Genomic DNA, 25,559 nt, shown 5'->3' with positions numbered 1-25,559 from the left:
GGCTGTCACACATGGCCGATCTCCCTCGTCTGCTCTTCGGCAGGCGACGGGAGAGGGACGGCTATGAACTTGGCGCACGGGCTCGGCGAGCGATCGGACTTGCCGGTGCCGCTCTGGCTGGCGCTCTACGCCGCGGCGGCAGCGGTGCTGATCGCCTTCTTCGCGGTCTCCGCGCTGAGGCCGAAGCCGCGCGCCGGGCGCGAAGTGCCGCTTCCACTGGCGGGCCTGGCAGACGCTCGGATCACTCGCGCGCTGCTGAGGATCGCGGGCCTGATCGCGCTCGGCGTGCTGCTGGCGGTGGCGTGGTTCGGCGCCGACGATTCGCACAACCCGGCGCCGGTCTGGTTCTACGTGTGGTTCTGGGTCGGCCTGATCCCCGCCTCGCTGCTCTTCGGCCCGTTCTGGCGGCTGGTGAACCCGGTGCGCCCGCTGGCCGCGATCCTCCGCCGCTGCCTGCCGCGCGGCGTGCGGCGCGAGTTGCGCTCCGATGCCGCGGGCAACGTGGTGGCGGTCGGCGGGATGATCGCGTTCCTGTGGTTGGAACTTGCTTCCGCGCACCCGGGTTCACCGCGCGCTGTCGCGGTTTTCGCGACGATCTACGTCGTGGTGCACGCGATCGGCGGCACGCTGTTCGGGCCGCGGTGGTTCGCGCAGGCGGACTCCTTCGAGATCTACTCCGGGCTGATCGCCGCGATGTCGCCGTTCGGCCGCGGCTCCGCTGGGCGGTTGGTGCTGCGGAATCCGCTGACCGGACTGCGCGGCGGTCGCGCCGCGCCCGGCCACACCGCGCTGGTGCTCGTGGTGCTGGGCGGGGCGATGTTCGACGGCTTCAGCGGGCTGCCGCTGTGGACCGATCTCACCGGCCTGCTCCGGCAGCCGGTCACCTCGCTGCTCGCCACCGCGGCGCTGCTGGTCCTGCTCCTCCTGAACTTCCGCGCCTACCGGGAGGCGATCAGGACGACCGGCGCGTACCTGCGCCCAGGTGTGTCCAATGCGGACGACGAGTTCACGTTCCCGATGGTGCCGATCATGGTCGGCTACGGCGTGGCGCACTACTTCTCGTTCGCCGTCTTCGAGGGGCAGCTGGGCTGGCTGCTGGCCACCGACCCGTTCGGCCGGGGCTGGGACCTGCTCGGCGTCAGCGGTGCCTCGGTCGACCACGCGGTGCCGGGCCCGGCGGTGATCTCGGCGGTGCAGGTCGGCGCGATCGTGCTCGGGCACGTGATCGGCGTGGTGTCCGCGCACGACCGCGCGTTGCGCGTGGTGCGCGCGGACGACCTGCGCTCCGGGCAGTACCCGATGGTCACGCTCATGGTGGTCTACACCGGGATCGCCATCGTGCTGGTCTCAGCCGGCTGACCCGTTCAGCCGCGCCGCGAGGCGTTCGGCGAGCGGGTGCGTTCCGAGGCCCTCCTGCAGCCACTGCTCGGCGACAGTCGCGTACAACGCCCTCGGCGCCTCGGACCACTCCAGCCCGCCGTGCGGCGGTTCCGGGTCGTACTCGATGCCGAACTGCACGGTCCGCGCCACCTCCGCCCCGGCCAGCTCCTCGACCAGGTGCAGCGCCATGTCGATGCCCGCCGAAACACCGGCAGCGGTGAGCACCGGCCCGTCCTGCACCCAGCGCTCGCCGACCGGGGTGGCGCCGAACTCGGCCAGCACGTCGAGCACCGCCCAGTGCGTGGTGGCCCGCCGTCCTTCCAGCAGGCCTGCGGCGCCCAGGATCAGGGAGCCGGTGCACACCGACGCCACCAGGTCGGCACCGGGCGCGACGCCGCGCAGGTAGGCGAGCAGGGGCTCGTGGATCGCCGCGCGCAGCGTCGGCGTGCCACCGCCCGGCACCACCACGACGTCCGGTGCGGGCACGTCGGCGAAGGTGCGGTCGGCGCCCACCTGCAACGGCGTGTCGGTGCCGCAGGTCTCCAGACCTTCGGCGACCACGGTGACGCGGAACTCCGGCCGCATCGCGGAGAACATGGACAGGACCTGCAGCGGCCCCACCAGGTCGAGGATCGTGCAGCCGGGGTAGAGCACGAACGCGATCGTCTTCTCTTCAGCCATGCGCTCATCGTGCTGCGCACGCCGGGTTCCCGGCGTCGCCGTGTCCGAAAACCTGCGATGCGCGTCACCGCTGCGCCGGTCGCGCTGTCACAGGTCCGGCCGCCGCTTCGTCCTATCGGCGAACACACCCTCGGGAAGGGAAGCAGGACATGATGGACGGTCACAGCCGGTCCGCCAAGCTGCTCGTCGGCTCGGCCACCGCGGTGAGCGCGCTGACCATGCTGGTCTTCGGGGCATGGATGCGGATCGACCCGCCGAGCTTCGCGGAGTTCGCGCAGTTCCCCAACCACACGCACTTCCTGCACGACGCCGGGGTCTTCCAGATCGGCATCGGCCTGATGATGCTGTCCGCCCTGGTGTGGCGCGACGTGCTGTCGATCGCGCTGGGCGGCTTCATCGTCACCAACACGCTGCACGCGATCAACCACGCCACCGATCTCGAACTCGGCGGCAGCCCGGACACCTGGTGGCAGCTCGGGCTCGTCTCGCTGCTCGCGCTGGCCGGGCTCGTGGCGCACCGCAGGCAGCTCAAAGCGGTGCGCACCCGCGAGAGCGCGCGGAACGTCTGAAGGGGAAGCACGACATGAAGGTTCTGCTCGCCGGCGCCACCGGCGCCATCGGGAAACCGCTGCTGACCGCGCTCGCCGATGCCGGGCACGAGGTCACCGCGATCATCCGGAACCCGGCCAACCGCGGCGTGGTGCGTCAGCGCGGTGCCGTCCCGGTGGTCGCGGACGTGATGGATCGCGGAGGTCTGCTGCGGGCCGTGGAGGGCATGCGGCTGGACGTGGTGATGCACCAGGCCACGGCCATGCGCAACGCCGGGCTGCGGATCCGCGAGGACGATCCGACGAAGGCGCTGCGCGGCCCGGGAACCGAGCACCTGCTGGCCGCGGCGAGGGTGGTGGGCGCTCGGCGGTTCGTCACCCAGTCGTTGATCACCGGCTACGGCTACCACGACTTCAGCGACCGGGTGCTCACCGAGGACGACGAGTTCGGCCGGCTGTTCGGCAACGCGGGCGATCCCGTGGTGGAGACCAGCGTGGCCACCGAGCAGCAGACGTTCAACGCCGAGGGCATCGAGGGAATCGCCTTGCGCTACGGGCTCTTCTACGGCCCGGAGGCGTTCAGCGACATGTTCGCCGACCTGCTCCGCAAGCGGGTTCCGCTGCTGCCGAGGGGCAAGACCGGCGGCACCTGCCTGATCCACGTGCAGGACGCCGCGGAGGCGGCGGTCGCGGCGATGGAGCGCGGCGAGCCGGGCAACGCCTACAACGTCGTGGACGACGCGCCCGTCGGGTGGCGGGACTTCATCGGCACCGTGGCCGAGGCGCACGGCACGCCGCGGCCGATCTCGTTGCCCGCCTGGGCGTTCCGGCGCATGGTGCCCTACCTCGGTTGCCAGATGATCGACACGACGCTGCGGGTCTCCCACGAGAAGGCGACCCGCGAGCTCGGCTGGAAACCGCGGTTCCCGGATCTGCGCAGCGGGCTCGGGCTGGCCTGAGCCACCGGGGCATCCCGGCCGCGGCCGGGATGCCCCGCTCCGGCTCACGCAGCGGCGGCCTTGCGGGCCACGGCGCGCAGCATGACCCGCCGGATCAGCCCGCTGAACGGCCGGATGAACCGCCAGTAGGACAGCATCTTCCGGCGAGCGGTCGCGGATCCGGCGGTGATCCGGGTTTCGGTGCGCAGCAGGGTGCCGCCACCGATCGGGACGAGCTCGAACACCGACGCGGACTTGGCGAAGCCCGGCTCGTCGTGGTCGCGGAACTGCTCGGCCGGGCAGGTGCGGCGGAAGTCCCCTGGCCGCAGCCGCCAGAACTGGCTGATCGAGCCGAGCACGACGTAGCGCTGCGGCTCGGTGGCCAGCTCGAACCAGCCCCGCTGGAGCATGGTCCCGATCATGCTCGACGAACCGGCGGTCGCCGGACCCGCGTCCGGCAGCGACCGGATGCCCATGAGCAGCCGAACCACGGGGAGGTCACCGGGTGAGAAGGTGTTCAGCGCGTTCCACACGACTTCCGGGCTCTGCCGGATGTGCAGCTCGTGGCGCTCGGCGCCCAGCGGCTGCGGTACGAACTTCTCCAGGACCTCTGACATCGGCACATCCTCATCGGTCGGTGCGGCGTGCAGGCGGTGCCCGCCGCCGCTCGTGTTCACTCATCGGACGAAGCAGCGGCCGCGGGTGTGACAGCCCCTTCCCGCGCGGGCAGCAACCGCACGGCCAGCACGCCGGCACCGACGAGCGCGGCGGCCGCGGACATCGCGGCCGGGTAGCCGACGGCACCGGCGAGCGCCAGCGCGGCGGTGCCCGCGCCGAAGGCGATCACCGAGCCGACGCTGGACATGGCGCTGTAGTCCGCACCCGCGGTGGCCGGTCTGGACAGCCGCATCGTCACCGTTGCGATCACCGTCGCCGATGCCGCGTAGGCGATCTTGAACAGCAGGATGGCCGCGCCCGTCGCCACCGCCGGGGCGGAACCGGAAGCCAGCGGCAGCAGCGCCAGCACGGTGCCGAGCATGACGAGCCCGAGCAGGATCAAGCACGCACGAGTCCCGAGCCGCGCCACCAGGGCGCCGGCGAGCACCGCGCCGAGCATCGCCGAGGTGTCGCCGAGCAGGTTGACGACCAGACCGATGCTGGACAGCGACCAGCCCGCGTCCACCAGCATCGGGGCGACCAGCGCGTAGGCGGCGAAGATCCCGGCGAAGAAGCACGGCTGCACCACCAGCGTCCAGCGCGCCTTCGAGCGCTCGGTCAGCACGCCGAGCAGCGCGGTGTAGCGGTGCCGCAAGCGCGGCCGCGCGATCTGCTCGGCGGGCTCGGCGAGCCAGAGCAGCTGCACGGCGGGCAAAGCGCTCAGCATCGCCAGTGCCAGCACCGCCGGAGCCCAGCCGAACTCGTCGTAGACGAGCAGCGAGACACCGCCCCCGATGAGGCTGCCGACGTAGCCGCCCGCGACCTGGATCCCGTTGGCGATCCCGTGCTGCTCGGGGCGCAGCAAGCGGACCGTGAGCGCGTCGACGGCGATGTCCTGGGTGGCGGAGAGGACTCCGGTGGCGAGCGCGGCGAACAGCACGAGCCCGAGATCGGCGACCGGGTCGAGCACGAGCAGGCTCAGCAGCGCGAGCGCGAGTGCCGGCTGCAGGACGAGCAGCCACGACCGGTAGTGCCCGCGCCGGGTGGAACCGAAGCGGTCCACCAGCGGCGCCCACAGCACCCGCATCGCCGAGAGCATCGAAACCACTTGCAGCAGGCCGAGTTCCTCCAGGCCCACGCCGCGATCGCGCAGGATGGACGCGAGCGCGGTGGCGAAGAACGCGGTGCCGAGGAACTGAGCGGTGTAGAGCGTCGCCAGCAACCGGTAGCCGATCGGCGGCGCTTCACTTCCCTTGTCCACCACAGTCATGCGGCCCACTCTGCGCGAGACCGCGCAGCCGGGGGCCCGACGACGTCCGCAATCCTGTGCGACACGTCCCTCCGGGAGGAACTGGTCAGATGAGCACCGCAGACCGCCGCGTCGTCATCGTCGGCTATCCCGACGTCGAGCTGCTGGACGTGGCCTGCCCGGGCGACGCCTTCGCCTCGGCCAACCGGGCCGGTGCGGCGCCGCCCTATTCCGTGGAGCTGGTTACCTCGCGCGGGGCGACGATCCGGAGCTCCTGCGGCATCGCGCTGGTCGCGCAGCGAGCGCTGGAGCAGGTCGCGGGTCCGGTGGACACGCTGATCGTCGCGGGCGGGCACGGGCACATCGCCGCCAGCGAGGACCGGCGGATCGTGGCGCAGATCAGCCGGATCGCCAGGGACAGCAGGAGAATCGTGTCGATCTGCACCGGCGTCTCGCTGCTCGCCGCCGCGGGCCTGGTCGACGGCAAGCGGGTGGCCACGCACTGGCAGCACGCGGCCCAGATCGCGGCCCGGTTCCCGGCCGTGGTGGTGGATCCGGTGCCGCTGTACATCTCGGACGGTCGCCTGCACACCTCGGCCGGGGTGACCAGCGCGCTGGACCTGAGCCTCAGCCTGATCGCCGACGACCACGGCCCGACGCTGGCCCGGAAAGTCGCCCAGACCCTCGTCACCTACCTGCACCGGCGCGGGGACCAGGCGCAGATCAGCATGTTCCTGGCCGCGACGCCGCCCGGTGACCGCGTGGTGCGGGATCTCCTGGGCTACATCGCGGGCAACCTCGCGGCGGATCTCTCGGCCCCGGCGCTGGCCTCCCGCGCGGGCATCAGCGTCCGCCACCTGCGCAGGTTGTTCGTCAACCAGCTGGACACCACGCCGGGCCGCTACGTCCGAGCGGCCCGGACCGAAGCGGTGGCCCAGCTGCTGACCTCCAGCGACCTGCCGCTGGACACGATCGCCCGCCGCTGCGGCTTCGGCACGACGGAAACCCTCCGCCAGGCCTTCCGCGACCGCTACGGAGCGAACCCGACCCGCCAACGCCTGACGGCGAACCTGCCCACGATCTCCACCACTCCGCGCTGACACCCCGGAACCGCATTCGAGGCTTCGGGAAGGAAGTCCTTCGGTCTAGGCGATCGGCCTGCCTCCTTGAGCGCGGCGGAGGAGTTCTTGGATCTTTTCCAGATGTTCGATCAGGTGTTGGCGATCTCGCTGGGCGGGTAGGCGCCGGATCTCTAATCTGCGCGCTTCTTTGTCCCGCTCGTCAACGTGCTCGATGTTCAGTGCTTGGTAGTGACTGCTGAATTCCTTGGGCTCGTCGGCGATGTTGTGCTTGAAGACGCGTGTGGTGAGTTCCTTGGCCAGCCGCTGGGCGCTCCAGGGATTTTGATCGCCGACGGATTTCTGGAATTCTTTCTTGATGGCGTCGTACGCCCCGCTCATTTCATTTTGCTGCTTCTCGTCAAATTCGTCCATGAACGGTGCGTTTGATTTGTCCGGGTCTTCGGATTTGAAGTAATCCGCATCGTCGAAATATGCGTCGATGAATCTCATCAGCAGCTGGGCGTCGTCTCCGGTGGTGTGCGCGAGGTCCAGGTTTATGTGCCCGCTGCCGTAGTCCACGTCGGCCTCCAGGCCGGCCTGTCTTGCGACCCCGAAGATGTACTGGTCGAATATTTTTGCCAGGGTCTGCCCGTCCTGCGTTCCGCTGGCAGGATAAGGTGATGTGACGATTTCGATGACATTGTGGTCGAGTGTCACCTCGTAGGAGAAGCTCTTTTCCAATCTCCCGCCGGGGCGGGGCCCTTCCTTGAAGGTGTATTTGTATGCGACTTCGTTGAACTTTCCTCTGGTCTCTTTCCGTTCCGGAATATCTCCGGCCTTGTTGTCGCGCCGATTGCCGAGAGTTTGGATTGCCTGCCGCCAGCGTTCCTGGGCCTGCTCGTAGTGCTCTTTGTGGGCTTCGAGGATGTCCTCCGGCTTCTTGCTCTTGGGTCTGACCGCCTTTAAGGGCGCGTTGGTGAATGTGAACTCGCTGCCGATGGGGACTTGGGCCATGTAGCCGAGTCTGGACTCGAAGAGCTTCGCATACTCGTTGATGTGGTCCACGATGTTCTCGATTTCGCTTCTGCGCTTTTCGGGTTCGGTTTCTCTCCAATTACGGATCAGGGCGGCGATGAGGAGGAATGGTTCGGACTTGTCAAATTTGCTTTTTGCGAGCTTCAGCGCTTCTTGGTTGTCCGCGTTGCTGTCGTTGTCGGTCTCGCGCAGCAGGAGTTTGAAGAGTTCGAGGCCTGCTTTCTCGCCCGACTTCATCTCGTGCAACTTCTCCAGCACCGGTTCTTCGAGTCCGACCTGCCGCTGAATCGCAGGCGTGTCCGTGCGATGGGCTGCATCTATCCGATGTGGATGGTCGAGGGGTGCGCCGGTCATTACGCGGGTGGCGGTGGCCTCGGCTTCCTGCTCGAACCGATCGCCGGGATCGGAGATGCGCAAGCCGTCTCCGTGGTCGGTGCCGGATACCGGCCCCGAGCGCTGCTGGATGACGTGGGTGAGTTCGTGGGCCAGCGTGTGCTTGTCGATGCTGCCGGTGCCGGTGACGATGTGCTGGCCGGAGGTGTAGGCGCGTGCTCCGATTTCGGTGGCCGACCGCTGAGCGACGGTATCGGTGTGCAGGCGCACCGCTGAAAAATCCGTGCCGAACCGACCTTCCATCTCGTCTCGCAGCTGGTCGCCGAGCGGTGCGCCGGGCTGGCGCAGCACATCAGGCACGGTGGAGCGCTGTGCCGGTTCGTCGGGTGCTTCGCCACGTGTGGTGAGCAGGTGGGCGGTGGCGGCGTTGCCGATCGCCCGCTGCAGGGCCACGACATCCCGCGGTGGCAGGGGGCCGCCCGAGGCCGGGCAGGGGGAGTTCTCCGCGAGTTCGGTCGGTCGGTGCTCGGGCGTCGGAGGCTGCTTTGCCGAATTCCGGTCGTGCGCGCGCATGGCACTCCTTGAGCGTTCTGCCGGTAGTCCCCGACATTCCCCGCCGGTGCGGCATCGGGAGAAGGCGTGGGAGGGCACGATCAGCACCCGGCATTCCTGCCCCTACAGGCAACGCATTCGGAGAAGCCGAAGCCATGTGCGGGCCGCTTCGCCGGGACCGACGCGCATCTTGGATCTGGTGTAATGGTTCTCTCGGGATCGGCAACTGTTCCGCTGATGATCGGACGCGCGAAGGCGGTGTTGTGGTGAGCAGGCAGCCGGATGTGACGCTCACGCAGCTGCGGTACTTCGTGCAGGCCGCTTCCTTGCTGAGCATGACCAAGGCCGCCGAGGAGCTGCGGGTCGCTCAGTCAGCCGTGTCGACGGCCGTTGCCCAGCTGGAGAAGCAGGTGGGCACGCCGCTGTTCATCCGGCAGCACGCGCGGGGGCTCGTGCTGACCGCGGCGGGGGAGGAGTTCCTGCGGGACGTTCGCGGGCTGCTCGCGCACCTCGGCGAGGTGCTGGACGCCGCGCGGGGCCGTGGTGACGACGTGCGCGGGCACATCCGGCTCGCGTGCATGGTCACGCTCGTCCCGTTCGTGATGCCCGAACTGCTCGCGGAGCTGAGCTCGGTCCATCCCGGGCTCGACGTCGAGGTGCTCGAACTGGAGGCCGCCGCGGTGAGCAACGCGCTTCGCAGCGGCACGGTCGAGGTCGCGGTCACCTACGACCTGGGGCTCGGGCAAGGCGTGGTGCGGGAGGTCATCGCCGAGGCGCCGCCGTACGTGATCCTGCCGCCCGGGCACCGGCTCGCCGCGCTGCCGGAGGTCCGGCTGCGCGACCTGGCCGATGAACCGATGGTGCTGCTCGACCTGCCGCACAGCCGCGAGTACTTCCGCGAGCTGCTGGCCGCCGCCGGTGCGCCGCCCCGCATCGCCTACCGGTCGCACAACGTCGAGGCGGTTCGCGGGATGGTCGCCCAGGGGCTGGGCTTCTCGCTGCTGAACCAGCGTCCGGGGCTGGACGGCACTTACGGCGGCGGGCGCGTCGAATCGCGCGCCATCGCCGACGACGTGCCGTCGCTGTCGGTGGTGGTGGCGTGGATGGAGTCGGTGCGCCGCACCGCTCGGGCCCGTGCGGTCACCGACAGCGCGCGCACGGTCGTCGAACGGCTTCGCGCGGCGAACGGGCGGTTGGGCAAGTAGGGCGCGAACCGCGCTTCCCGGGTTGCATCGGATTTGGTGATGCCTTGGACCTGTTATCTCTGTTTGAGTGATCTCTGCTGAGGTCATAGCGTCCCCTCCCAACACGCCGAGGACATCGGTGCTGTTCACGGCAGGGGCGCAGGGCGCTGTCTGCCGCCGTCCCCGCGACGACCGCTGGAGGCCCCGTGTCCGGACCCGCACCACGTTCCGCCGCCGATGCCGCGCTCGACGCGGCCGTCCAGGCCGATCCCGCGACGCTGCGCCGCAGCGTCGCCGCCGGCGCGATCGGCGTTTTCGTCCACTGGTTCGACTGGGCCGTCTACGCCTACCTCGCCACCACCATCGCGACGGTGTTCTTCCCCGCCGAGAACGAGGTCGCCGGCGTGCTGTCGGTGTTCGCCGTGTTCGCGGTGTCCTTCGCCATCCGCCCGCTCGGCGCGCTGGTGTTCGGGCCGCTCGGCGACCGCATCGGCCGCCGCCGGACGCTGTCCATCGTCATCATCGTGATGTCGCTGGCCACGCTCGCGATCGGCCTGCTGCCCGGGTACGGGACGATCGGGATGGCCGCGCCTGTCCTGCTCGTCGCGATCCGGCTGGTGCAGGGGTTCGCGGCGGGCGGCGAGTTCGGCAGCGCCGCCAGCTTCCTGGCCGAGTACTCGCCGCGCGCTCGGCGCGGTTTCGGCGTCAGCTGGCTGGAAGTCGGCTCGCTGCTCGGCTTCCTGTCCGGATCGTTCGCCTTCTACCTGCTGTCGGTGTCGCTGACCCCGGAGCAGATCACCGACTGGGGCTGGCGGATCCCGTTCCTGATCGCCGCGCCGATGGGCGTGATCGGCTACGTCATCCGCACGAAGATCGAGGACACCCCGGAGTACCGGGTGCTGGAGGCGACGGACTCGGTGTCGCGCAGCCCGGTCAAGGAGCTCTTCCGCGTCAACTGGCGGCAGCTGCTGCAGGCCGCCGGGCTCATGACGCTGATGCACGTGCCCTTCTACGCGGTGCTGACCTACCTGGTGACCTACCAGACCGACCACCTGGGCCACTCCGCCGAGAGCGCCGCGCTGCTGTCGACCTTCATCTCCCTGCTCGGCCTCGTGCTGGTGCCGGTGTTCGGCCGCATGTCCGACCGGATCGGCCGCAAGCCCGTCCTAGTCGGCGCCGCCGCCGCGCTGCTGGTCGTGGCCACGCCCGCCTACCTGCTGATGCAGACGGGGATGCTCGGCACCGTCGTCGCCGGGCTCGTGCTGGCGGTGATCCTCTCGGCGATCCTCGGCAGCTACGCCGTGTGGGCCGCGGAGATCTTCCCGACCCGCACGCGGCAGAGCGGGTTGTCCATCGCCTACAACATCACCGCCGCGCTCTTCGCCGGCACCGTGCCGTTCCTGATGACCGTGCTGATCTCGGCCACCGGCAGCCTGCTGGTCCCCGGGCCCTACCTCATGGTCGCCGCGGCGATCGGACTCGTCGCGGCGCTGAGCATGCGGGAGACCGCCGGGAGCAGCCTGCTGCAGGCGCAGGACATCGACGCCGCGGAGCAGCCGGCCGGAACGTTCGCGGCCAAGGGCGATTCCTGACGATCGCGGGCGCGCGCCTGCCGCGCGCCCGCGCGGTCCCTTGCATCTGCCATTTCGATGCAGTTCTTCAAAAAGATGTTCTGGTCAGTTGCAGCGGGTTCGCCCAGACTCGGATCGTCGGCGATCCGCCGGGGCGAGCACGCCGGGACCAGTGGAACGGAGGTTCACATGTCGCAGCACGAGACCGAGGTCCTCGTGGTCGGCGCAGGACAGGCCGGGGTGGCCATGAGCGAGCACCTCGGCGCACGCGGCATCCCGCACCTGGTGCTGGAGCGCGACCGCATCGCCGAGCGCTGGCGCACCGGGCGCTGGGACTCGCTGGTCGCCAACGGCCCGGCCTGGCACGACCGCTTCCCGGGCATGGAGTTCGCCGACGTCGACCCCGACGGCTTCGCCTCGAAGGAGCAGGTCGCGGACTACTTCGTCGCCTACGCGGAGAAGATCGGCGCGCCGATCCGCTGCGGCGTGGACGTCCGGAGCGTGCGGAAGAACGCCGGGCGCCCCGGCTTCCGCGCGGAGACCTCGGACGGCGTGATCGACGCCCGGTACGTGGTGGCCGCGACCGGACCGTTCCAGACCCCGGTGATCCCGCCCGTCGTCCCCGAGGACGCGGACGTGACCCAGCTGCACTCCAGCTCCTACCGCAACCCGCAGCAGCTGCCCGAAGGCGCGGTGCTCGTGGTCGGCGCCGGGTCGTCGGGCGTCCAGATCGCCGACGAGCTGCGGCGCTCCGGCAGGCAGGTCTACCTGTCGGTCGGTCCGCACGACCGGCCGCCGCGCCGCTACCGGGGCCGCGACTTCTGCTGGTGGCTCGGCGTGCTCAACAAGTGGGACGCGGCAGCGCCGCCGCGCGGCGCGGAGCACGTCACGATCGCCGTCAGCGGCGCGCAGGGCGGCCGCACCGTCGACTTCCGGGCGCTCGCCGCCGACGGCATCACCCTCCTCGGCATGACCCGCACGTTCGCCGACGGGCGGATCCGCTTCGCCGATGATCTGCGCCAGAACATCGCCAACGGCGATGCCAACTACCTGAAGATGCTCGACGAGGCCGACGAGTACATCGCGCGCAACGGGCTCGACCTGCCCGAGGAACCGCAGGCCCGCACCTTCGCCCCCGACCCGGAGTGCGTGACCGACCCGATCACCGAGCTCGACCTCGCCGGCGCCGGGATCACCTCGATCATCTGGGCGACCGGTTTCCGGCCCGACTACGACTGGCTGCAGGTCGAGGCCTTCGGCGAGGACGGCAAGCCGCAGCACACCCGCGGCGTGTCCGCCGAACCGGGGATCTACTTCCTCGGCCTGCCGTGGCTGTCGCGGCGCGGGTCGAGTTTCATCTGGGGCGTCTGGCACGACGCCGCGTACGTGGCCGAGCACATCTCGATCCAGCGCAGCTACCTCTCCTACCGCACCGAACCGACCGAGACGACCGGAGCCGCCTGATGCCGACGCACACCCGCATCCGCCCGTTCAACACCCGCGACACCTATCCCGAGCAGAACCTCGACAACGACCTGTGCCAGGCCGTGGTCGCGGGCAACACGGTCTACGTCCGGGGCCAGATCGGCCAGGACCTCGACACCAGCGAGTCGGTCGGCATCGGCGACGTCGGTGCCCAGGCCGAGCAGGCGATGGCCAACATCGACATGCTGCTGCGCGAGGCGGGCAGCCGGATGGAGCACCTGGTCAAGCTGACCATCTACCTGGTCGACCCGCGCTACCGGGAGACCGTCTACCGGACCGTCGGCCGCTGGACCCGGGGCGTGCACCCGATCTCCACCGGCGTCGTGGTCTCCGCGCTGGCCCGCCCGGAGTGGCTGTGCGAGATCGACGCCATCGCCGTGATCCCGGAAGACGAACGATGACACCCTCCGTGCCAACCGGAGTCCCGGCCAACCGTTGACACCCCTTGTGTCCACCGGAGTCCTGCTCAACCGCACCCCAAGGGAACGTGATGCGACCCAGCCACAAGAAACCGCGAAACGCGAGATCGATCCCGGACGCAACCACCACTGACAATCGCGGAGAGGCGGGACAGTGACCTTCTCCATCGCAGCCAGGCAGGACGGCCGCTTCGGCATGGCCGTCAGCTCATCGAGCCCCGCGGTGGCCGCGCGCTGCCTGCACCTGCGGCCGAACGTCGGTGCCGCCGCCTCGCAGAACATCACCGATCCCCGCCTCGGCGGGCGCATCCTCGACCGGCTGGCCGCCCACGGCGACGCTCCGCGCGCCCTGCGCGAAGTCGGCGGTGACGCGACCGATCTCGCCTACCGCCAGCTGTCCGCGGTCGGGCCGACCGGGCCGGCCGCGTGGTTCAGCGGTGAGCACACCCTCGGCACCCACGGCGCCGCCGTCGGTGCGCACTCGGTGGCCGCGGGAAACCTGCTCAGCAGCACCGAAATCCCGGCGATCATGGTCGCCGCCTTCGAATCCGCGACGGGCGAGCTCGAAGAGCGCCTGCTCACCGCGATGCAAGCGGCTGTCGCAGCGGGCGGCGAGGAAGGACCGGTGCACTCCGCGGGCCTCGCCGTTGTGGCCGACGTGGAGTGGCCGGTGACCGATCTGCGCGTCGACTGGGCCGAGGACCCGATCGACCGCCTGGCCGAAGCACTGGAGATCTGGCTGCCGCAGCGCGACGACTACGTCCGCCGCGGGCTGCAGCCCTCGGCCGCGCCGTCGTACGGCGTCCCCGGCGACCTGTAGGAGGAAACGCATGCTGAGCGAGAAGGACGCGGTCCGCGCCGCGGTGGACCGGGCGGCCGACGACCTGGTGGAGCTGTCGACGACGCTGCACGCCCGGCCGGAGACCGCCTGGGAGGAGCACTTCGCCGCCGCGACGGTTCCGCAGCTGCTCGAACGCCGCGGCTTCACCGTGACCCCGGCCTACCTGGGCCTGGAGACCGCGTTCCTCGCCAGCTGCGGCTCGGGCCCGCTGCGGATCGCGCTGTGCGCCGAGTACGACGCGCTGCCCGGGCTCGGGCACGCCTGCGGGCACAACCTGATCGCGTCGTCGTCGGTCGGTGCCGCGCTCGGACTCGCCGAGGTCGCCGACGATCTCGGCCTGACCGTCGAGGTTTACGGCACACCGGCCGAGGAGGGCGGCGGCGGCAAGATCGAGATGCTGGACCGCGGCGCGTTCCGCGACGTCGACCTGGCCATGATGGTCCACCCGGCACCGGTCGACGTCGCCGAGGCGCGGCCCTTCGCGGTCAGCCACTCCCGGGTCTCCTACACCGGCCGCTCCGCGCACGCCGCGGCCTACCCCGAGGACGGCGTGAACGCCGCGGACGCGTTCACCGTCGCCCAGGTCGCCATCGGCCTGCTGCGCCAGCAGCTCCCGCCGAGTTCGCGGGTGCACGGCATCGTCACCTCCGCCGGTTCGGCGCCCAACGCGATCCCGGAGTCCTCGTCGGGCCGGTGGTACGTGCGCGCGGAGACCCTGGCCGAGCTGGCCGAGATCGAGCCGAAGGTGATGCGCTGCTTCGAAGCGGGCGCGCTGGCGACCGGAACCTCGCTGGAGGTCGAGGCGGAGAGCAAGCCCTACGCCGAGTTCCGCACCGACGAGCGCACCCTCGCGGCCTACCGGGCCAACGCACTGCGGCTCGGGCGCGAGTTCGCCCCCGACGGGCTGGCGGGCCGGATGAACCGGGCGTCGACCGACATGGGCAACGTCTCGCAGGTGGTGCCCGCCATCCACCCCTACATCGGGATCGGATCGCTGCCCGCCACCAACCACCAGCGCGAGTTCGCCGCGCACTGCGTCGGCCGGCAGGCCGAACGCGCTCTGCTCGACGGTGCGGTCGCGCTGGCCTGGACCGGCGTCGACCGGGCCCGCGACGGCTCCTGACCCGGGAGATCTCCATGTCCGATCCGAAAGCGCGGACCGAGCACGACATGCTCGGCACCGCGGCCGTGCCGGCCGAGGCCTACTACGGCGTGCACACCGCGCGGGCCCTGGTCAACTTCCCGATCAGCGGCGAAACCCTGGCCGCCCGGCCGCACCTGGTCGTCGCGCTCGCCGCGGTCAAGCAGGCCGCGGCGGCGGCGAACACCGAGGTCGGGGCGCTGCCCGAGCGGATCGGCTCGGCGATCGTCGCGGCGTGCGAGGAGATCCGGGCCGGACGGCTGCACGACCAGTTCGTCGTCGACCTGGTCCAGGGCGGGGCGGGCACCTCGACGAACATGAACGCCAACGAGGTGATCGCCAACCGCGCCCTGGAGATCCTGGGCCGGCCGCGCGGCGACTACGCGACGGTGCACCCGCTCGACCACGTGAACCTCGGGCAGAGCACCAACGACGTCTACCCGACGGCGGTCAAGCTGGCCCTGGACGCGCACCTCGGCGAGCTGCTGGCCGCGCTGTCGGTCCTGCGTGCCGCGTTCGAGGCCAAGGCCGCGGAGTTCGCCGACGTCCTTAAGATGGGGCGGACCCAGCTCCAGGACGCCGTTCCGATGACGCTCGGCCAGGAGTTCGGCGCGTTCGCGGTGACGCTCGGCGAGGACGAGCTGCGGCTGTCGGAGGTCCGGCTGCTGCTGCACGAGCTCAACCTCGGCGGCACGGCCATCGGCACCGGCCTCAACGCCCGCCCGGGCTACCGGGAGGCCGCGCTGGCGCGGCTGCGCGACATCACCGGGATCGGCACGCTCGTCTCGGCCACCGACCTCGTCGAGGCCACCCAGGACGTCGGGGTTTTCGTGCAGCTGTCCGGCGTCCTGAAGCGGACGGCGGTCAAGGTCTCGAAGATCTGCAACGACCTGCGCCTGCTGTCCTCCGGACCGCAGGCCGGTTTCGGCGAGATCGCGCTGCCCGCGCGGCAGGCGGGATCGTCGATCATGCCGGGCAAGGTGAACCCGGTGATCCCGGAGGTGGTCAACCAGATCGCCTTCGACATCATCGGGAACGACGTCACGGTGACCCTCGCGGCCGAGGGCGGCCAGCTCCAGCTCAACCCGTTCGAACCGGTCATCGCCCGGGTGCTCAGCGCCGGGATGGGCCACCTCGCCGCCGGGCTGCGAGTGCTGGCCGAGCAGTGCGTGGCGGGGATCGAGGCCCGCCGGGAGCACCTCTCGGCGATCGTGGCGAGCTCGGCGGCGCTGGTGACGGCGTTGAGCCCGGCGCTCGGCTACGAGACGGCGTGCGCGATCGCGGTGGAAGCGCACCGCGACGGCCGCCCGGCGCTCGACCTGGTGCGCGAACGCACCGCCCTCACCGAGCAGCAGCTCACCGCGCTGCTCGCCCCCGAAGCGCTGACCGGCCGGGAGCGCTCCTGACCAGCGCGATTTGAAACTGGCTTCGCCGCACCGCACGTGCCGTCGATAACGCGGGAAATCCGATTTCAATTGAAATCGCCGCCCACCCGGGGTGAACCGCTTTGAACCCGGGCCCAGCGCCACCCCACGGCCGGTGATCAGGTCTCCCCGGCGTCACCACCGAACCATCCGGCGGTGACGCGGGCTCGAACGTCACGAGATCCGGTGCGGCGAGGCACGGGGCCGGGTCCGGTTCGAAGCGGTGGGTGGTTGCTTGAGGTGTGTAGCGATCTCAATTGAAATCGGCACCGTTCTCGACACACCCTCCAGTGCCGCGGCGAGCCGATTTCAAGTGAAATCGCAGAGGTTCACCCCCGCGCGAAGTAGCCGGATTCACGACCCGGGGGTGGTCGTGGACGCTGCACTGCCGCAACGCCGCGTAGGGGATTTCCTTAGCCGCGTGGGGGAATCGCTGCGTTCCGGGAGGGGAACCCCCAGTTGTTGCCCCGGTCACGCGAAATTAGCGTACCGGGCACGCCGACGACCGGCGGCCCGGTCCTTCGCCGATCCCCGGCGGGCCCGACGAGATCACCGAACTGCAGAGGGCGCTTGCCGATGACCGACGAAATGCTCCCCGAAGCGCGGAAGTCGTACCGCTACCAGTGGTACGTGGTGGCGGTCTGCATGATCGCCTACGTCTTCTCCTTCGTCGACCGGCAGATCCTGTCGCTGATGATCGAGCCGATCAAGCGCGACCTCGGCCTCACCGACACCCAGTTCAGCCTGCTCAACGGGCTGGCCTTCTCCCTGCTGTACTCGTTCATGGGGCTGCCGATCGCGATCCTCGCGGACAAGCGCTCCCGGCCGCTGATCATCTCCATCGGCATCGCGTTCTGGAGCCTGGCCACCGCGCTCTCCGGACTCAGCAAGGGATTCGTGCACATGTTCCTGGCGCGGATCGGGGTGGGCGTCGGCGAGGCGGCGCTGTCCCCCGCGGCGTACTCGATGTTCAGCGACATGTTCCCGAAGAACAAGCTCGGGCGGGCCTACGGGATCTACTCGCTGGGCTCGTTCATCGGCGGGGCGGCCGCGTTCATCATCGGCGGCTACGTCATCAACCTGCTCAACTCCGTGGACGCCGTCGTGCTGCCGCTGGCCGGTGAGGTGCGCGCCTGGCAGCTGACGTTCCTGATCGTCGGGCTGCCCGGTCTGCTGCTGGCGCTGCTGGTGTTCCTGACCGTGCGCGACCCGGGCCGCCGCGGCCTCAAGCACGACGCCGACGGGGGAGTGCAGAAGGTCGCGCTGCGCAACGTGTTCGGCTTCCTGTGGAGCCACCGCAAGACCTTCGCCATGCACTACCTGGGCTTCTCGCTCTACGCCCTGGTGCTGCTGGGCATGATGGCCTGGACCCCGGCGTTCTACATCCGCGCCTTCGGCCTGACCTCCACCGAGGCCGGCTACCTGCTGGGTGTCGTGGTGCTGGTGGCCAACGGCAGCGGGGTGCTCTTCGGCGGCTGGCTGATCGATCTGCTGGCCAAGCGCGGGCACTCCGACGCCGCGATGCGCGCCGGGGTGATCGGCGCGGTGGGCATGACGGTCCCGGTCATCGCGTTCACGCAGGTCGGGAACCTGTGGGCGTCGCTGGTGCTGCTGGCGGTGGCGATGTTCTTCGCCTCGTTCCCGATGCCCGCCTCCACCGCCGCCATGCAGGTGCTCAGCCCGAACCAGATGCGTGCCCAGGTCTCGGCGATGTTCCTGCTGATCTCGAACCTGATCGGCCTGGCGCTGGGCACCACGCTGGTCGCGCTGGTCACCGACCGGGTCTTCGGGGACGAGAAGATGGTCGGCTCGTCGCTGTCCATCGTCTACGGGATCGCCTCGGTGGTGACCATCGCGCTGCTGTGGCGCGGCTGCAAGCACTTCCGGCAGAGCCTCTCGCGTGAAAGGCTGCTCACCGAGCAGCGCGAGACGGTGCAGGCCGGCTGAGTTCCGACGCGAGAAGGGTTCGACGAGTTGAGAATCGCAGTCCTCGGAGGCGGGCACGGGTGCTGGGCCGCAGCAGCGGAACTCGCCGAGCACGGTCACGACGTGCGGTGGTGGCGGCGCGACGCCGAAGCGCACGAGGCCCTCCGCGCGGCGGGTGCTGTCACCGTCCGCGACCACCGCGGCACCCGGCAGGTGCCGGTGGGCGACGCCGACGGCGCGATCCGGCCGGTCACCGACCTCGCCGAGGCGGTGCGCGAGGCCGCGCTGATCGTCGTCCCGCTGCCCTCGACCACCCACCAGGACCTGGCCGGGCGGCTGGCCCCGCTGCTCACCGACGGCCAGGTCGTCTTCCTGCCGCCGGGCACGCTCGGCTCCGTGCTGTTCGGCAGGGCGATGGCCGACGCGGGCAACTCCGCCGAGGTCGCGTTCGCCGAGACGGGCACGCTGCCCTACCTGGCCCGCAGGCACGGCGACACCGAGATCGTTATCAGCTGCTACGCGACGCGCCTGCCGACCGGGGTGTTCCCGAGCCGGCTGGCGGACAAGGCGTTCGGCGTGCTGCGCGAGGCCTACCCGAGCGTCGAGGTCGCCGAGGACGGGCTCAGCGGGGCGCTGATGAACGCCGGGCCGATCATCCACCCGCCGCTGATCATGATGAACGCCGGGCCGCTGGAGCACTTCGACGCCTGGGACATCCACAACGAGGGCACCCAGCAGTCGATCCGCCGCGTCACCGACGCGCTGGACGCCGAGCGCGTCGCGCTGCGCGAAGCGCTCGGCTACCGCGCCCCGCACTTCCCGCTGGCCGACCACTACGCCACCGACGGCGAGGAGTGGATGTACGGCCGCGCCGCGCATGAGAAGCTGACCGACAGCGGCGACTGGCGGGAGAAGATCGACCTGCTCAGCCACCGCTACATGCTGGAGGACACCCGGCTGGGCCTGTCCCTGCTGGTCTCGGTCGGCCGGTGGGCGGGCGTGCCGACCCCGGTGGCGCACGGCCTGCTGAGCATCGCCTCGGCGATCACCGGCCGCGATCTCTACGCGGAGGGGCGCACGCTGGAGAGCCTGGGCCTGGCGGAGTTGTCCCGGGAAGAGTTGGCGCAGCTGCTGGTGGAGGGGTTCGAGTCGTGACCGACGAGATCGCGGTGGTCGGTGCCGGCCGGATGGGCGAGGGCATCGCGCTGACGTGCCTGGCCGCAGGCCTGCCGGTGGTGCTGGCCGACGTCAAGGACCGCACCGAGGAGGAGCGCAGCGCCTACTGCCGGCGCGTCCGCGACCGCCTGGCCGAGCAGCTGCGCGCGAAGCTCGGTGACGACGCGGCGCTGGCCGGTTTGACGGTGTGCGGCCGGGAAGCGGCGCGGCTGGCCGATGCGGTCGTGGTGTTCGAGGCGGTGCCCGAGGTCATCGAGATCAAGCGCGAGGCGCTGGCGTGGGTCTGCACCCAGGTCGGCGAGTCCGCCGTGATCGCCTCGACCACCTCGACGTTCCTGGTCACCGAGATCGCGAAGCTGGTCGACCGGCCGGGCCGGGTGGTCAACGCGCACTGGCTCAACCCCGCCGACCTGATGCCGCTGGTGGAGGTCAGCCGCAGCGACGAGACCGACCCGGAGGCGGTCGAGGCGCTGACCGGGCTGCTCGAGCGCATCGGCAAGGTCCCGGTGGTGTGCGGCCCGGCGGCGGGCTACATCGTGCCGCGGCTGCAGGCGCTGGTGATGAACGAAGCCGCCCGCATGGTCGAGGAGGGCGTGGCCAGCGCGGCCGACATCGATCTGGCGGTCCGGGCGGGCCTCGGCCCGCGCTTCTCGGTGCTCGGCCCGCTGGAGTTCATCGACTGGGGCGGTTGCGACATCCTCTACTACGCCTCCCGCTACCTGACCTCCGAGCTGGGCGAGCGCTTCCAGCACCCGGACGTGATCGAGCGGAACATGTCGACCAGCCGCCGAGGCCTGCAGGACGGCACCGGCTTCTACGACTTCGACCCCGATGGCGTCCCGGAGTACCGGGCAGCGCGGATGCGCGAGTTCGAGGCGATCTTCGGCCTCCGCGAACCGCACCTGCGCAACGGAACCCCGGTGCCCACCAAGCAGGAGGACTGACCGGCAACGCCTCAGAGCGGTCGGATTCCCCAGACCTCCTGAAGCACCTGCGGGGTCAGGACGTCGTCGGGAGGGCCCTCGGCGATCAGCCGCCCGGCGCTGAGCACGAGGCAGTGGTCCGCGCGCCTGGCTTCGGTGAAGTCGTGGGTCACCTGGACCACGGTCGTTCCGCGCGCTTTGGCCTGCTCCAGCGCTTCGGCGATCAGCTCTCGCGCCTCCGCGTCCAGCCCGGTTCCCGGTTCGTCGAGCAGGAGGAGCCCGGATTCCTGCGCGAGTCCTTGCGCCAGCAGCGCGCGCTGCCGCTGGCCGCCTGACAGCGAGCCGAGCCTGCGGGTGGCCAGCGGGCGGAGTTCCAGGCGGGCCAGGCATTCCTCGACGACCGCGCGGTCGTGGGCGGTCAGCCGCCGCCACGGCCCGCGATGCGCCCACCGTCCCATGGAGACGGTGTCGCGGACGCTGATGGGCAGCGAATCCGACACCGCGCTCCGCTGCGCGACGAACGCGGGCCGCTGGCCGCTCACGCCTTCGACCGCGCCCGCAGCGGGGCGGAGCACGCCCGCGATCGCGCTGAGCAAGGTCGATTTCCCGGATCCGTTCGGCCCGACGACGGCGGTCGTCCGCCCGCGCGGGAGCGCCGCGCTGAGACCGCGCAGCACCGGTTCGCGCGTGTAGCCGACGGTCACGTCGCGGATGGTGATCTCCGTTCGATCGCTGGTGATCGTCACTGCACTCCTCACGTGGTGTTCGACGTCACGGCCATCTTATCGACATCGAAAATCATTTTCGATAGTGTCCTCGGTCATGGATTGGCTGTTCGTCCCGTTCGAGGTGTCCTTCGTGGCGCGGGCGCTGTGGGCCGGAGTGCTGGTCTCGTCGGTCTGCGCGCTGGCCGGTACCTGGGTCGTCCTGCGCGGCATGGCCTTCCTCGGTGACGCGATGTCCCACGGGATGCTCCCGGGCGTCGCGCTGGCCTCGCTCCTGGGCGGGAACCTGCTGCTCGGGGCGGCGCTGAGCGCCGGTGTGATGACGCTGGGCGTGACCGCGCTCAGCAGGTCTTCGCGGCTCTCGCAGGACACCGCGATCGGGCTGCTGTTCGTCGGCATGCTGTCGCTGGGCGTGATCGTGGTTTCGCACTCGCAGTCCTTCGCGGTCGACCTGACCGGGTTCCTCTTCGGCGACGTGCTGGCGGTGCGCCAGCAGGACCTCGGTTTCCTCGCGGCGGCGCTGGCCGTCGCGCTGGTGGTGTCCGCGCTCGGCCACCGGTCGTTCGTCGCGCTGGCCTTCGATCCGCGGAAGGCGCACACCCTCGGCCTGCGGCCCCGGTTCGCGCACGCCTGCCTGCTGGGCCTGGTCACGCTGGCGATCGTCGCCTCGTTCCACGTCGTCGGAACGCTGCTGGTGTTCAGCCTCCTGATCGCACCACCCGCCGCGGCCGCCCTCTGGGTGGACCGGATTCCCGCGATCATGCTCGGCGCGGCACTGCTCGGCGCGACCGCGACGGTCATCGGGCTGGTGGCTTCGTGGCACTGGGGCACCGCCGCCGGGGCGACGATCTCAGCGATCGCGGTCGGGCTGTTCTTCCTCTCCGCGCTGGCCGCGGAGATCCGCCACCGCGCGCAGCGCCTCTCGACCGCCTCGCGCGGGCGGGTGGAAGCCGGAATCGAAAGGTTGATGTGAACCGGATCAGCAAGAAGTCCGTTGTTGCAATGGGCGTTTCGGCCGTGTTCGTCCTCATCGGAGGATGCGCGAGCAGCGTGCCGGACCCGCCCGCCGAGGAGTTACCGCACGGCTACGTCGAGGGTGCGGAGGAAGCCGCGGAGGCGCAGTCTCGTCTGGTGTTGTCCGATGTGGACAGCGGCGCCGCGCGAGTGCTGGACCTGATCACCGGGGAGGTGACGGACGTCGGGCGGACGTCCGGCGTGGAGGAGTCCGCCGGTGACGGGAGGTTCGCCTACCTGGCCACCGGCGGGGAGGTGCGGATCGTCGACAGCGGGGCCTGGATGGTCGACCACGGCGATCACGTGCACTACTACCGCGCCGCCGTTCGCGAGGTCGGCGCGATCCCGGGCCCTGGGTTGACGGGCGCGCACAGCGATACCGCGGTCGTGGCGGTGTCCTTCGGCGACGGCCGCGCCGAGCTGCTGGACCGAGCAGAGCTCGACGCGGGCAGGATCGCCGAAACCGGCACGATCGAGGACGTCGCGCCGGACGCGGCGGTGGTGCCCTACGACGGTCACCTGCTCGTGCCGGTGGAGCAGCCGGGACAGGTCCAGGTTCGCAGCCGGGACGGGCGACCGGTGACTGCCGTCGACCAGCCGTGCCCGAGCCCGGCCGGTGCTTCGGTCACCCGGCGAGGCGTCGTGTTCGGCTGCGCTGACGGCGCACTCCTCGTCACGTCGGACGGCGGAGCGTTCCGCGGTGCGAAGATCCCGTATCCGCGACCGGTGTCCGATGCGGAGCGGGCGCGGGAGTTCGACCACCGGCCGGGAAGCGACGTGCTGGCGGCGAAGGCCGGGGAAACCGGTGCCTGGTCGCTGGACATCGCGCACCGCGCGTGGACGTTCGTCGACACCGGCCCGGCGCTGGCGGTCAGCGCGGTCGGTGCCGGTGGACCGCTGCTCGCCGTGACAGCGGACGGAGCGCTGCGCGCGTTCGACGGTGGAACCGGGTCGGAAACGGCAGCGATCCCGCTGCTGAGCACGCCCGGCGCTGCCGCTCCGACGATCGAGGTCGACACCACGCGGGCCTACGTCAACGACGGGGGCGTCGTCCACGAGATCGACTACAACGACTCCCTCCGCCGCGCCCGCACCTTCGAACTCGGCGGCCGGATCGCGCACATGGTGGAGACCGGCCGATGAGCGCGGCAGGCCACCGCAGCGGGCGACGACTGCTCATCGCTCTGGGTGTTGCGGTCCTGCTGGTCCTCACCGGCTGCAGCGCCGCAGGGCAGGACAGGCCCGGCGTGGTCGTCACGACCAACATCCTCGGCGACATCACCCGGCGCATCGTCGGCGGCGAAGCCGAGGTGACGGTGCTGATGAAGCCCGACGCGGACCCGCACTCGTTCGGGATCTCGGCGCAGGAGGCCGCGAAGCTGGAGCAGGCGGGCCTCGTCGTCCACAACGGACTGGGACTGGAGGAGGGCATCGCGCGCAACGTCCAGGCCGCCGAATCCGCCGGGATCCCGGCCGTTGCCGTGGGCGAGCGGGTGGATCCGCTCGGCTACACCGCGGCGGGCGCCGGTGGGCAGCTCGACCCGCACTTCTGGACCGATCCGCGGCGGGTGAGCAGGGCCGTCGACGTGATCGCCGAGCAGGTCATCGCCCACGTCGACGGCGTGGACCCGCAGGTCGTGCGCGCCAACGCCGCGCAGTACCGGGAGGCGGTCGACCGGCTCGACGCGGAGATGGCCCAGCGGTTCGCCGGCATCCCGGCCGAGCGGCGCAAGCTGGTGACCAACCACCACGTGTTCGGCTACCTGGCCCAGCGGTACGGCTTCGAGGTCATCGGCGCGGTGGTGCCCAGCGGGACGACGCTCGCCTCGCCCAGCGCATCGGACCTGAAGTCCCTCGCGGACACCATCCGCGCGGCGGGTGTGCCCGCGATCTTCGCCGACTCCTCCCAGCCGGACCGCCTCGCGCAGGTCCTCGCCGACCAGGTCGGGCTGCGGGTCGAGGTGGTGCCGCTGTTCTCCGAATCGCTGAGCCGACCGGGACGGGGCGCGGGCGACTACCTGGAGATGATGCGGTCCAACACCGAATCCATCGTCCGCGGGCTCGGCCGGAGCTGACCCCGATCTGTCCCTCCACAGTGGAATGGTGATGATGAGCAGCAGTTCACGCGAGAAGATCACGGCAGGAGGCCTCGCCGCTTCCCTGGCAGTCGTGCTGGGGGCCTGCGGCACCACCGCCCCTCCGCCGGAACGGGCCGCGGTGGTCGCCGAACCCATTACCGTCACCTACGACGGTGGCGTCTACGTCCTCGACGGCAAGACCCTCCAGGTCGCCGAGGATCTGCCGCTGGCCGGGTTCAACCGCCTCAACCCGGCCGGCGACGACCGGCACGTGCTGGTGTCCACGGCAACGGGTTTCCGCGTTCTCGACGCGGCCGGTGCGGTGCTGACCGACGCCGAGTTCGCCGGTGCCAAGCCCGGCCACGTCGTGCGGCACGCGGGCAAGACGGTGCTCTTCGCCGACGGCACCGGCGAAGCCACCACGTTCGACCCCGCGGAGCTCGGCGACGGCCTGCCGCCGACCGAGGTGTACCGGGCACCGGAGCCGCACCACGGCGTCGCGATCGAGCTGGCGAACGGCGAACTCGTGATCACCGTGGGCAACGAGGAGGAGCGGCGCGGCATCGCGGTGCTCGACGCGGCGCGGAAGGAGATCGCGCGCAACGAGGACTGCCCCGGTGTGCACGGTGAGGCCACCGCGCAGGGCGAGACCGTCGTGGTCGGCTGCGAGAACGGCGCGCTGATCTACCGCGACGGCGAGATCACGAAGGTCACCAGCCCCACGGAGTACGGCCGGATCGGCAACCAGGCCGGTTCCGACGCCTCGCCGATCGTGCTGGGCGACTACAAGCAGGACGAGCACGCCGAACTCGAGCGCCCCGAGCAGGTCTCGCTCATCGACACCACCAACGGCACGCTGCGGCTGGTCGACATCGGCACCAGCTACACCTTCCGCTCCCTCGCCAGAGGAGCGGCGGGCGAGGCGCTGGTCCTGGGCACCGACGGCCGGATCCACCAGATCGACCCGGTGACCGCCCAGGTGACCCGCACCATCCCGGTCCTGGACGCCTGGCAGGAACCGCTGGAGTGGCAGCAGCCGCGGCCTGCGATCTTCGTCCGCGGCGGCACCGCCTACGTCACCGACCCGGGCAAGAAGGAGATCCACGCGATCGACCTGGCCTCGGGCGAGCGCCTGGCCACCGGGAGCCTGCCCGCCACCCCGAACGAACTCAGCGGGGTGCAGGACTGAAACCCGGCCGGAACCCGGGCGGACTCCCG

General features: G+C 70.6%; 23 protein-coding genes. 18 read left to right on the top strand and 5 right to left on the bottom strand.

Annotated features, from left to right (window positions below):
- Window positions 1–63 precede the first annotated feature (63 nt).
- The gene (locus C4T78_RS11785; protein WP_093356844.1) at window positions 64–1,359 is read left to right on the top strand and encodes a hypothetical protein; all 1,296 of its coding nucleotides are present in this window, start codon (window positions 64–66) and stop codon (window positions 1,357–1,359) included.
- On the opposite strand, the gene C4T78_RS11780 is transcribed toward C4T78_RS11785, so the two are convergent.
- Window positions 1,348–2,061 carry a DJ-1/PfpI family protein gene (locus tag C4T78_RS11780; protein ID WP_093356842.1) on the bottom strand — a complete coding sequence of 238 codons (714 nt, stop codon included), beginning with the start codon at window positions 2,059–2,061 and terminating at the stop codon, window positions 1,348–1,350. The genes C4T78_RS11785 and C4T78_RS11780 overlap by 12 nt on opposite strands.
- Before the next feature lie 149 nt (window positions 2,062–2,210).
- Between C4T78_RS11780 and C4T78_RS11775 the strand changes: the two genes are divergently transcribed.
- Both C4T78_RS11775 and C4T78_RS11770 read left to right on the top strand, forming a co-directional pair.
- Entirely contained in the window at window positions 2,211–2,630 is a 420-nt protein-coding gene (locus C4T78_RS11775; protein WP_258958340.1) for a hypothetical protein, read from the top strand.
- Window positions 2,631–2,644: 14 nt separating this feature from the next.
- On the top strand, window positions 2,645–3,568 hold the full coding sequence (locus C4T78_RS11770; protein ID WP_093356841.1) for an NAD-dependent epimerase/dehydratase family protein: 924 nt from the start codon (window positions 2,645–2,647) through the stop codon (window positions 3,566–3,568).
- A 44-nt stretch (window positions 3,569–3,612) separates the two neighbouring features.
- Here the strand turns inward: C4T78_RS11770 and C4T78_RS11765 are convergent, their stop codons facing one another.
- Both C4T78_RS11765 and C4T78_RS11760 read right to left on the bottom strand, forming a co-directional pair.
- Window positions 3,613–4,164, bottom strand: a complete 552-nt coding sequence (locus C4T78_RS11765; protein ID WP_143185993.1) for a hypothetical protein — start codon at window positions 4,162–4,164, stop codon at window positions 3,613–3,615.
- A gap of 56 nt (window positions 4,165–4,220) precedes the next feature.
- Window positions 4,221–5,474: an MFS transporter gene (locus C4T78_RS11760; protein WP_103908111.1), complete on the bottom strand. Its 1,254-nt coding sequence runs from the start codon at window positions 5,472–5,474 to the stop codon at window positions 4,221–4,223.
- 89 nt (window positions 5,475–5,563) lie between these two features.
- On the opposite strand from C4T78_RS11760, the gene C4T78_RS11755 reads away from it, so the two are divergent.
- Window positions 5,564–6,553: a GlxA family transcriptional regulator gene (locus C4T78_RS11755; protein WP_093356837.1), complete on the top strand. Its 990-nt coding sequence runs from the start codon at window positions 5,564–5,566 to the stop codon at window positions 6,551–6,553.
- A 45-nt stretch (window positions 6,554–6,598) separates the two neighbouring features.
- Here the strand turns inward: C4T78_RS11755 and C4T78_RS11750 are convergent, their stop codons facing one another.
- A complete protein-coding gene (locus tag C4T78_RS11750) occupies window positions 6,599–8,455 on the bottom strand; it encodes an eCIS core domain-containing protein (RefSeq protein WP_093356836.1) in 1,857 nt (618 codons plus the stop codon).
- Between the two features lie 245 nt (window positions 8,456–8,700).
- On the opposite strand from C4T78_RS11750, the gene C4T78_RS11745 reads away from it, so the two are divergent.
- From C4T78_RS11745 to C4T78_RS11700, 10 genes are all read left to right on the top strand, one after another.
- The gene (locus tag C4T78_RS11745; protein ID WP_093356914.1) at window positions 8,701–9,639 is read left to right on the top strand and encodes a LysR family transcriptional regulator; all 939 of its coding nucleotides are present in this window, start codon (window positions 8,701–8,703) and stop codon (window positions 9,637–9,639) included.
- 185 nt (window positions 9,640–9,824) lie between these two features.
- Entirely contained in the window at window positions 9,825–11,210 is a 1,386-nt protein-coding gene (locus C4T78_RS11740; RefSeq protein ID WP_093356835.1) for an MFS transporter, read from the top strand.
- 168 nt (window positions 11,211–11,378) lie between these two features.
- Complete coding sequence (locus tag C4T78_RS11735; protein WP_093356833.1) at window positions 11,379–12,653, top strand: flavin-containing monooxygenase; 1,275 nt, start codon at window positions 11,379–11,381, stop codon at window positions 12,651–12,653.
- On the top strand, window positions 12,653–13,075 hold the full coding sequence (locus C4T78_RS11730; protein ID WP_093146208.1) for a RidA family protein: 423 nt from the start codon (window positions 12,653–12,655) through the stop codon (window positions 13,073–13,075). The genes C4T78_RS11735 and C4T78_RS11730 overlap by 1 nt, the downstream gene beginning before the upstream one ends.
- Before the next feature lie 172 nt (window positions 13,076–13,247).
- On the top strand, window positions 13,248–13,913 hold the full coding sequence (locus C4T78_RS11725) for a DUF1028 domain-containing protein (protein WP_093356832.1): 666 nt from the start codon (window positions 13,248–13,250) through the stop codon (window positions 13,911–13,913).
- Window positions 13,914–13,923: 10 nt separating this feature from the next.
- Complete coding sequence (locus C4T78_RS11720; protein WP_093356831.1) at window positions 13,924–15,057, top strand: M20 family metallopeptidase; 1,134 nt, start codon at window positions 13,924–13,926, stop codon at window positions 15,055–15,057.
- Window positions 15,058–15,071: 14 nt separating this feature from the next.
- Window positions 15,072–16,481 carry an aspartate ammonia-lyase gene (locus tag C4T78_RS11715; RefSeq protein ID WP_093356830.1) on the top strand — a complete coding sequence of 470 codons (1,410 nt, stop codon included), beginning with the start codon at window positions 15,072–15,074 and terminating at the stop codon, window positions 16,479–16,481.
- A gap of 594 nt (window positions 16,482–17,075) precedes the next feature.
- Window positions 17,076–18,446: a spinster family MFS transporter gene (locus C4T78_RS11710; RefSeq protein ID WP_177247745.1), complete on the top strand. Its 1,371-nt coding sequence runs from the start codon at window positions 17,076–17,078 to the stop codon at window positions 18,444–18,446.
- Window positions 18,447–18,473: 27 nt separating this feature from the next.
- A complete protein-coding gene (locus tag C4T78_RS11705) occupies window positions 18,474–19,580 on the top strand; it encodes an NAD/NADP-dependent octopine/nopaline dehydrogenase family protein (RefSeq protein ID WP_093356828.1) in 1,107 nt (368 codons plus the stop codon).
- Entirely contained in the window at window positions 19,577–20,545 is a 969-nt protein-coding gene (locus C4T78_RS11700; RefSeq protein WP_093356827.1) for a 3-hydroxybutyryl-CoA dehydrogenase, read from the top strand. Before C4T78_RS11705 ends, C4T78_RS11700 begins: the two co-directional genes overlap by 4 nt.
- Window positions 20,546–20,556: 11 nt before the next feature.
- Here C4T78_RS11700 and aztA read toward each other — a convergent pair whose 3' ends face one another.
- Window positions 20,557–21,270, bottom strand: coding sequence for a zinc ABC transporter ATP-binding protein AztA (gene aztA / locus C4T78_RS11695; RefSeq protein WP_235863776.1), 714 nt, complete (start codon window positions 21,268–21,270; stop codon window positions 20,557–20,559).
- 76 nt (window positions 21,271–21,346) lie between these two features.
- On the opposite strand from aztA, the gene aztB reads away from it, so the two are divergent.
- The 4 genes from aztB to aztD all read left to right on the top strand — a co-directional run bounded on the left by aztB (window position 21,347) and on the right by aztD (window position 25,530).
- Complete coding sequence (aztB, locus tag C4T78_RS11690; RefSeq protein WP_093356910.1) at window positions 21,347–22,222, top strand: zinc ABC transporter permease AztB; 876 nt, start codon at window positions 21,347–21,349, stop codon at window positions 22,220–22,222.
- A 77-nt stretch (window positions 22,223–22,299) separates the two neighbouring features.
- Window positions 22,300–23,406: a hypothetical protein gene (locus C4T78_RS11685; protein WP_235863775.1), complete on the top strand. Its 1,107-nt coding sequence runs from the start codon at window positions 22,300–22,302 to the stop codon at window positions 23,404–23,406.
- The gene (aztC, locus tag C4T78_RS11680) at window positions 23,403–24,338 is read left to right on the top strand and encodes a zinc ABC transporter substrate-binding protein AztC (protein ID WP_093356824.1); all 936 of its coding nucleotides are present in this window, start codon (window positions 23,403–23,405) and stop codon (window positions 24,336–24,338) included. The genes C4T78_RS11685 and aztC overlap by 4 nt, the downstream gene beginning before the upstream one ends.
- 31 nt (window positions 24,339–24,369) lie before the next feature.
- A complete protein-coding gene (gene aztD / locus C4T78_RS11675) occupies window positions 24,370–25,530 on the top strand; it encodes a zinc metallochaperone AztD (RefSeq protein WP_374703869.1) in 1,161 nt (386 codons plus the stop codon).
- Window positions 25,531–25,559: the final 29 nt, after the last annotated feature.

It is taken from the genome of Saccharopolyspora kobensis (genome assembly GCF_900108315.1).
Lineage (GTDB): Bacteria > Actinomycetota > Actinomycetes > Mycobacteriales > Pseudonocardiaceae > Saccharopolyspora > Saccharopolyspora kobensis.
The sequence above is the reverse complement of the archived record's forward strand: the minus strand, read 5'-3'. Positions and strand labels throughout refer to the sequence as shown.

Bases quoted from the DNA above. Each gene is read 5' to 3' on its own strand.
- C4T78_RS11775 (WP_258958340.1), top strand. From the start codon at position 2,211: ATGATGGACGGTCACAGCCGGTCCGCCAAGCTGCTCGTCGGCTCGGCC.
- C4T78_RS11750 (WP_093356836.1), bottom strand. From the start codon at position 8,455: ATGCGCGCGCACGACCGGAATTCGGCAAAGCAGCCTCCGACGCCCGAG.
- C4T78_RS11770 (WP_093356841.1), top strand. From the start codon at position 2,645: ATGAAGGTTCTGCTCGCCGGCGCCACCGGCGCCATCGGGAAACCGCTG.
- C4T78_RS11780 (WP_093356842.1), bottom strand. From the start codon at position 2,061: ATGGCTGAAGAGAAGACGATCGCGTTCGTGCTCTACCCCGGCTGCACG.
- aztB (WP_093356910.1), top strand. From the start codon at position 21,347: ATGGATTGGCTGTTCGTCCCGTTCGAGGTGTCCTTCGTGGCGCGGGCG.
- aztC (WP_093356824.1), top strand. From the start codon at position 23,403: ATGAGCGCGGCAGGCCACCGCAGCGGGCGACGACTGCTCATCGCTCTG.
- C4T78_RS11765 (WP_143185993.1), bottom strand. From the start codon at position 4,164: ATGTCAGAGGTCCTGGAGAAGTTCGTACCGCAGCCGCTGGGCGCCGAG.
- C4T78_RS11710 (WP_177247745.1), top strand. From the start codon at position 17,076: ATGACCGACGAAATGCTCCCCGAAGCGCGGAAGTCGTACCGCTACCAG.
- C4T78_RS11715 (WP_093356830.1), top strand. From the start codon at position 15,072: ATGTCCGATCCGAAAGCGCGGACCGAGCACGACATGCTCGGCACCGCG.
- aztD (WP_374703869.1), top strand. From the start codon at position 24,370: ATGATGAGCAGCAGTTCACGCGAGAAGATCACGGCAGGAGGCCTCGCC.
- C4T78_RS11735 (WP_093356833.1), top strand. From the start codon at position 11,379: ATGTCGCAGCACGAGACCGAGGTCCTCGTGGTCGGCGCAGGACAGGCC.
- C4T78_RS11730 (WP_093146208.1), top strand. From the start codon at position 12,653: ATGCCGACGCACACCCGCATCCGCCCGTTCAACACCCGCGACACCTAT.
- C4T78_RS11760 (WP_103908111.1), bottom strand. From the start codon at position 5,474: ATGACTGTGGTGGACAAGGGAAGTGAAGCGCCGCCGATCGGCTACCGG.
- C4T78_RS11785 (WP_093356844.1), top strand. From the start codon at position 64: ATGAACTTGGCGCACGGGCTCGGCGAGCGATCGGACTTGCCGGTGCCG.
- C4T78_RS11720 (WP_093356831.1), top strand. From the start codon at position 13,924: ATGCTGAGCGAGAAGGACGCGGTCCGCGCCGCGGTGGACCGGGCGGCC.
- C4T78_RS11755 (WP_093356837.1), top strand. From the start codon at position 5,564: ATGAGCACCGCAGACCGCCGCGTCGTCATCGTCGGCTATCCCGACGTC.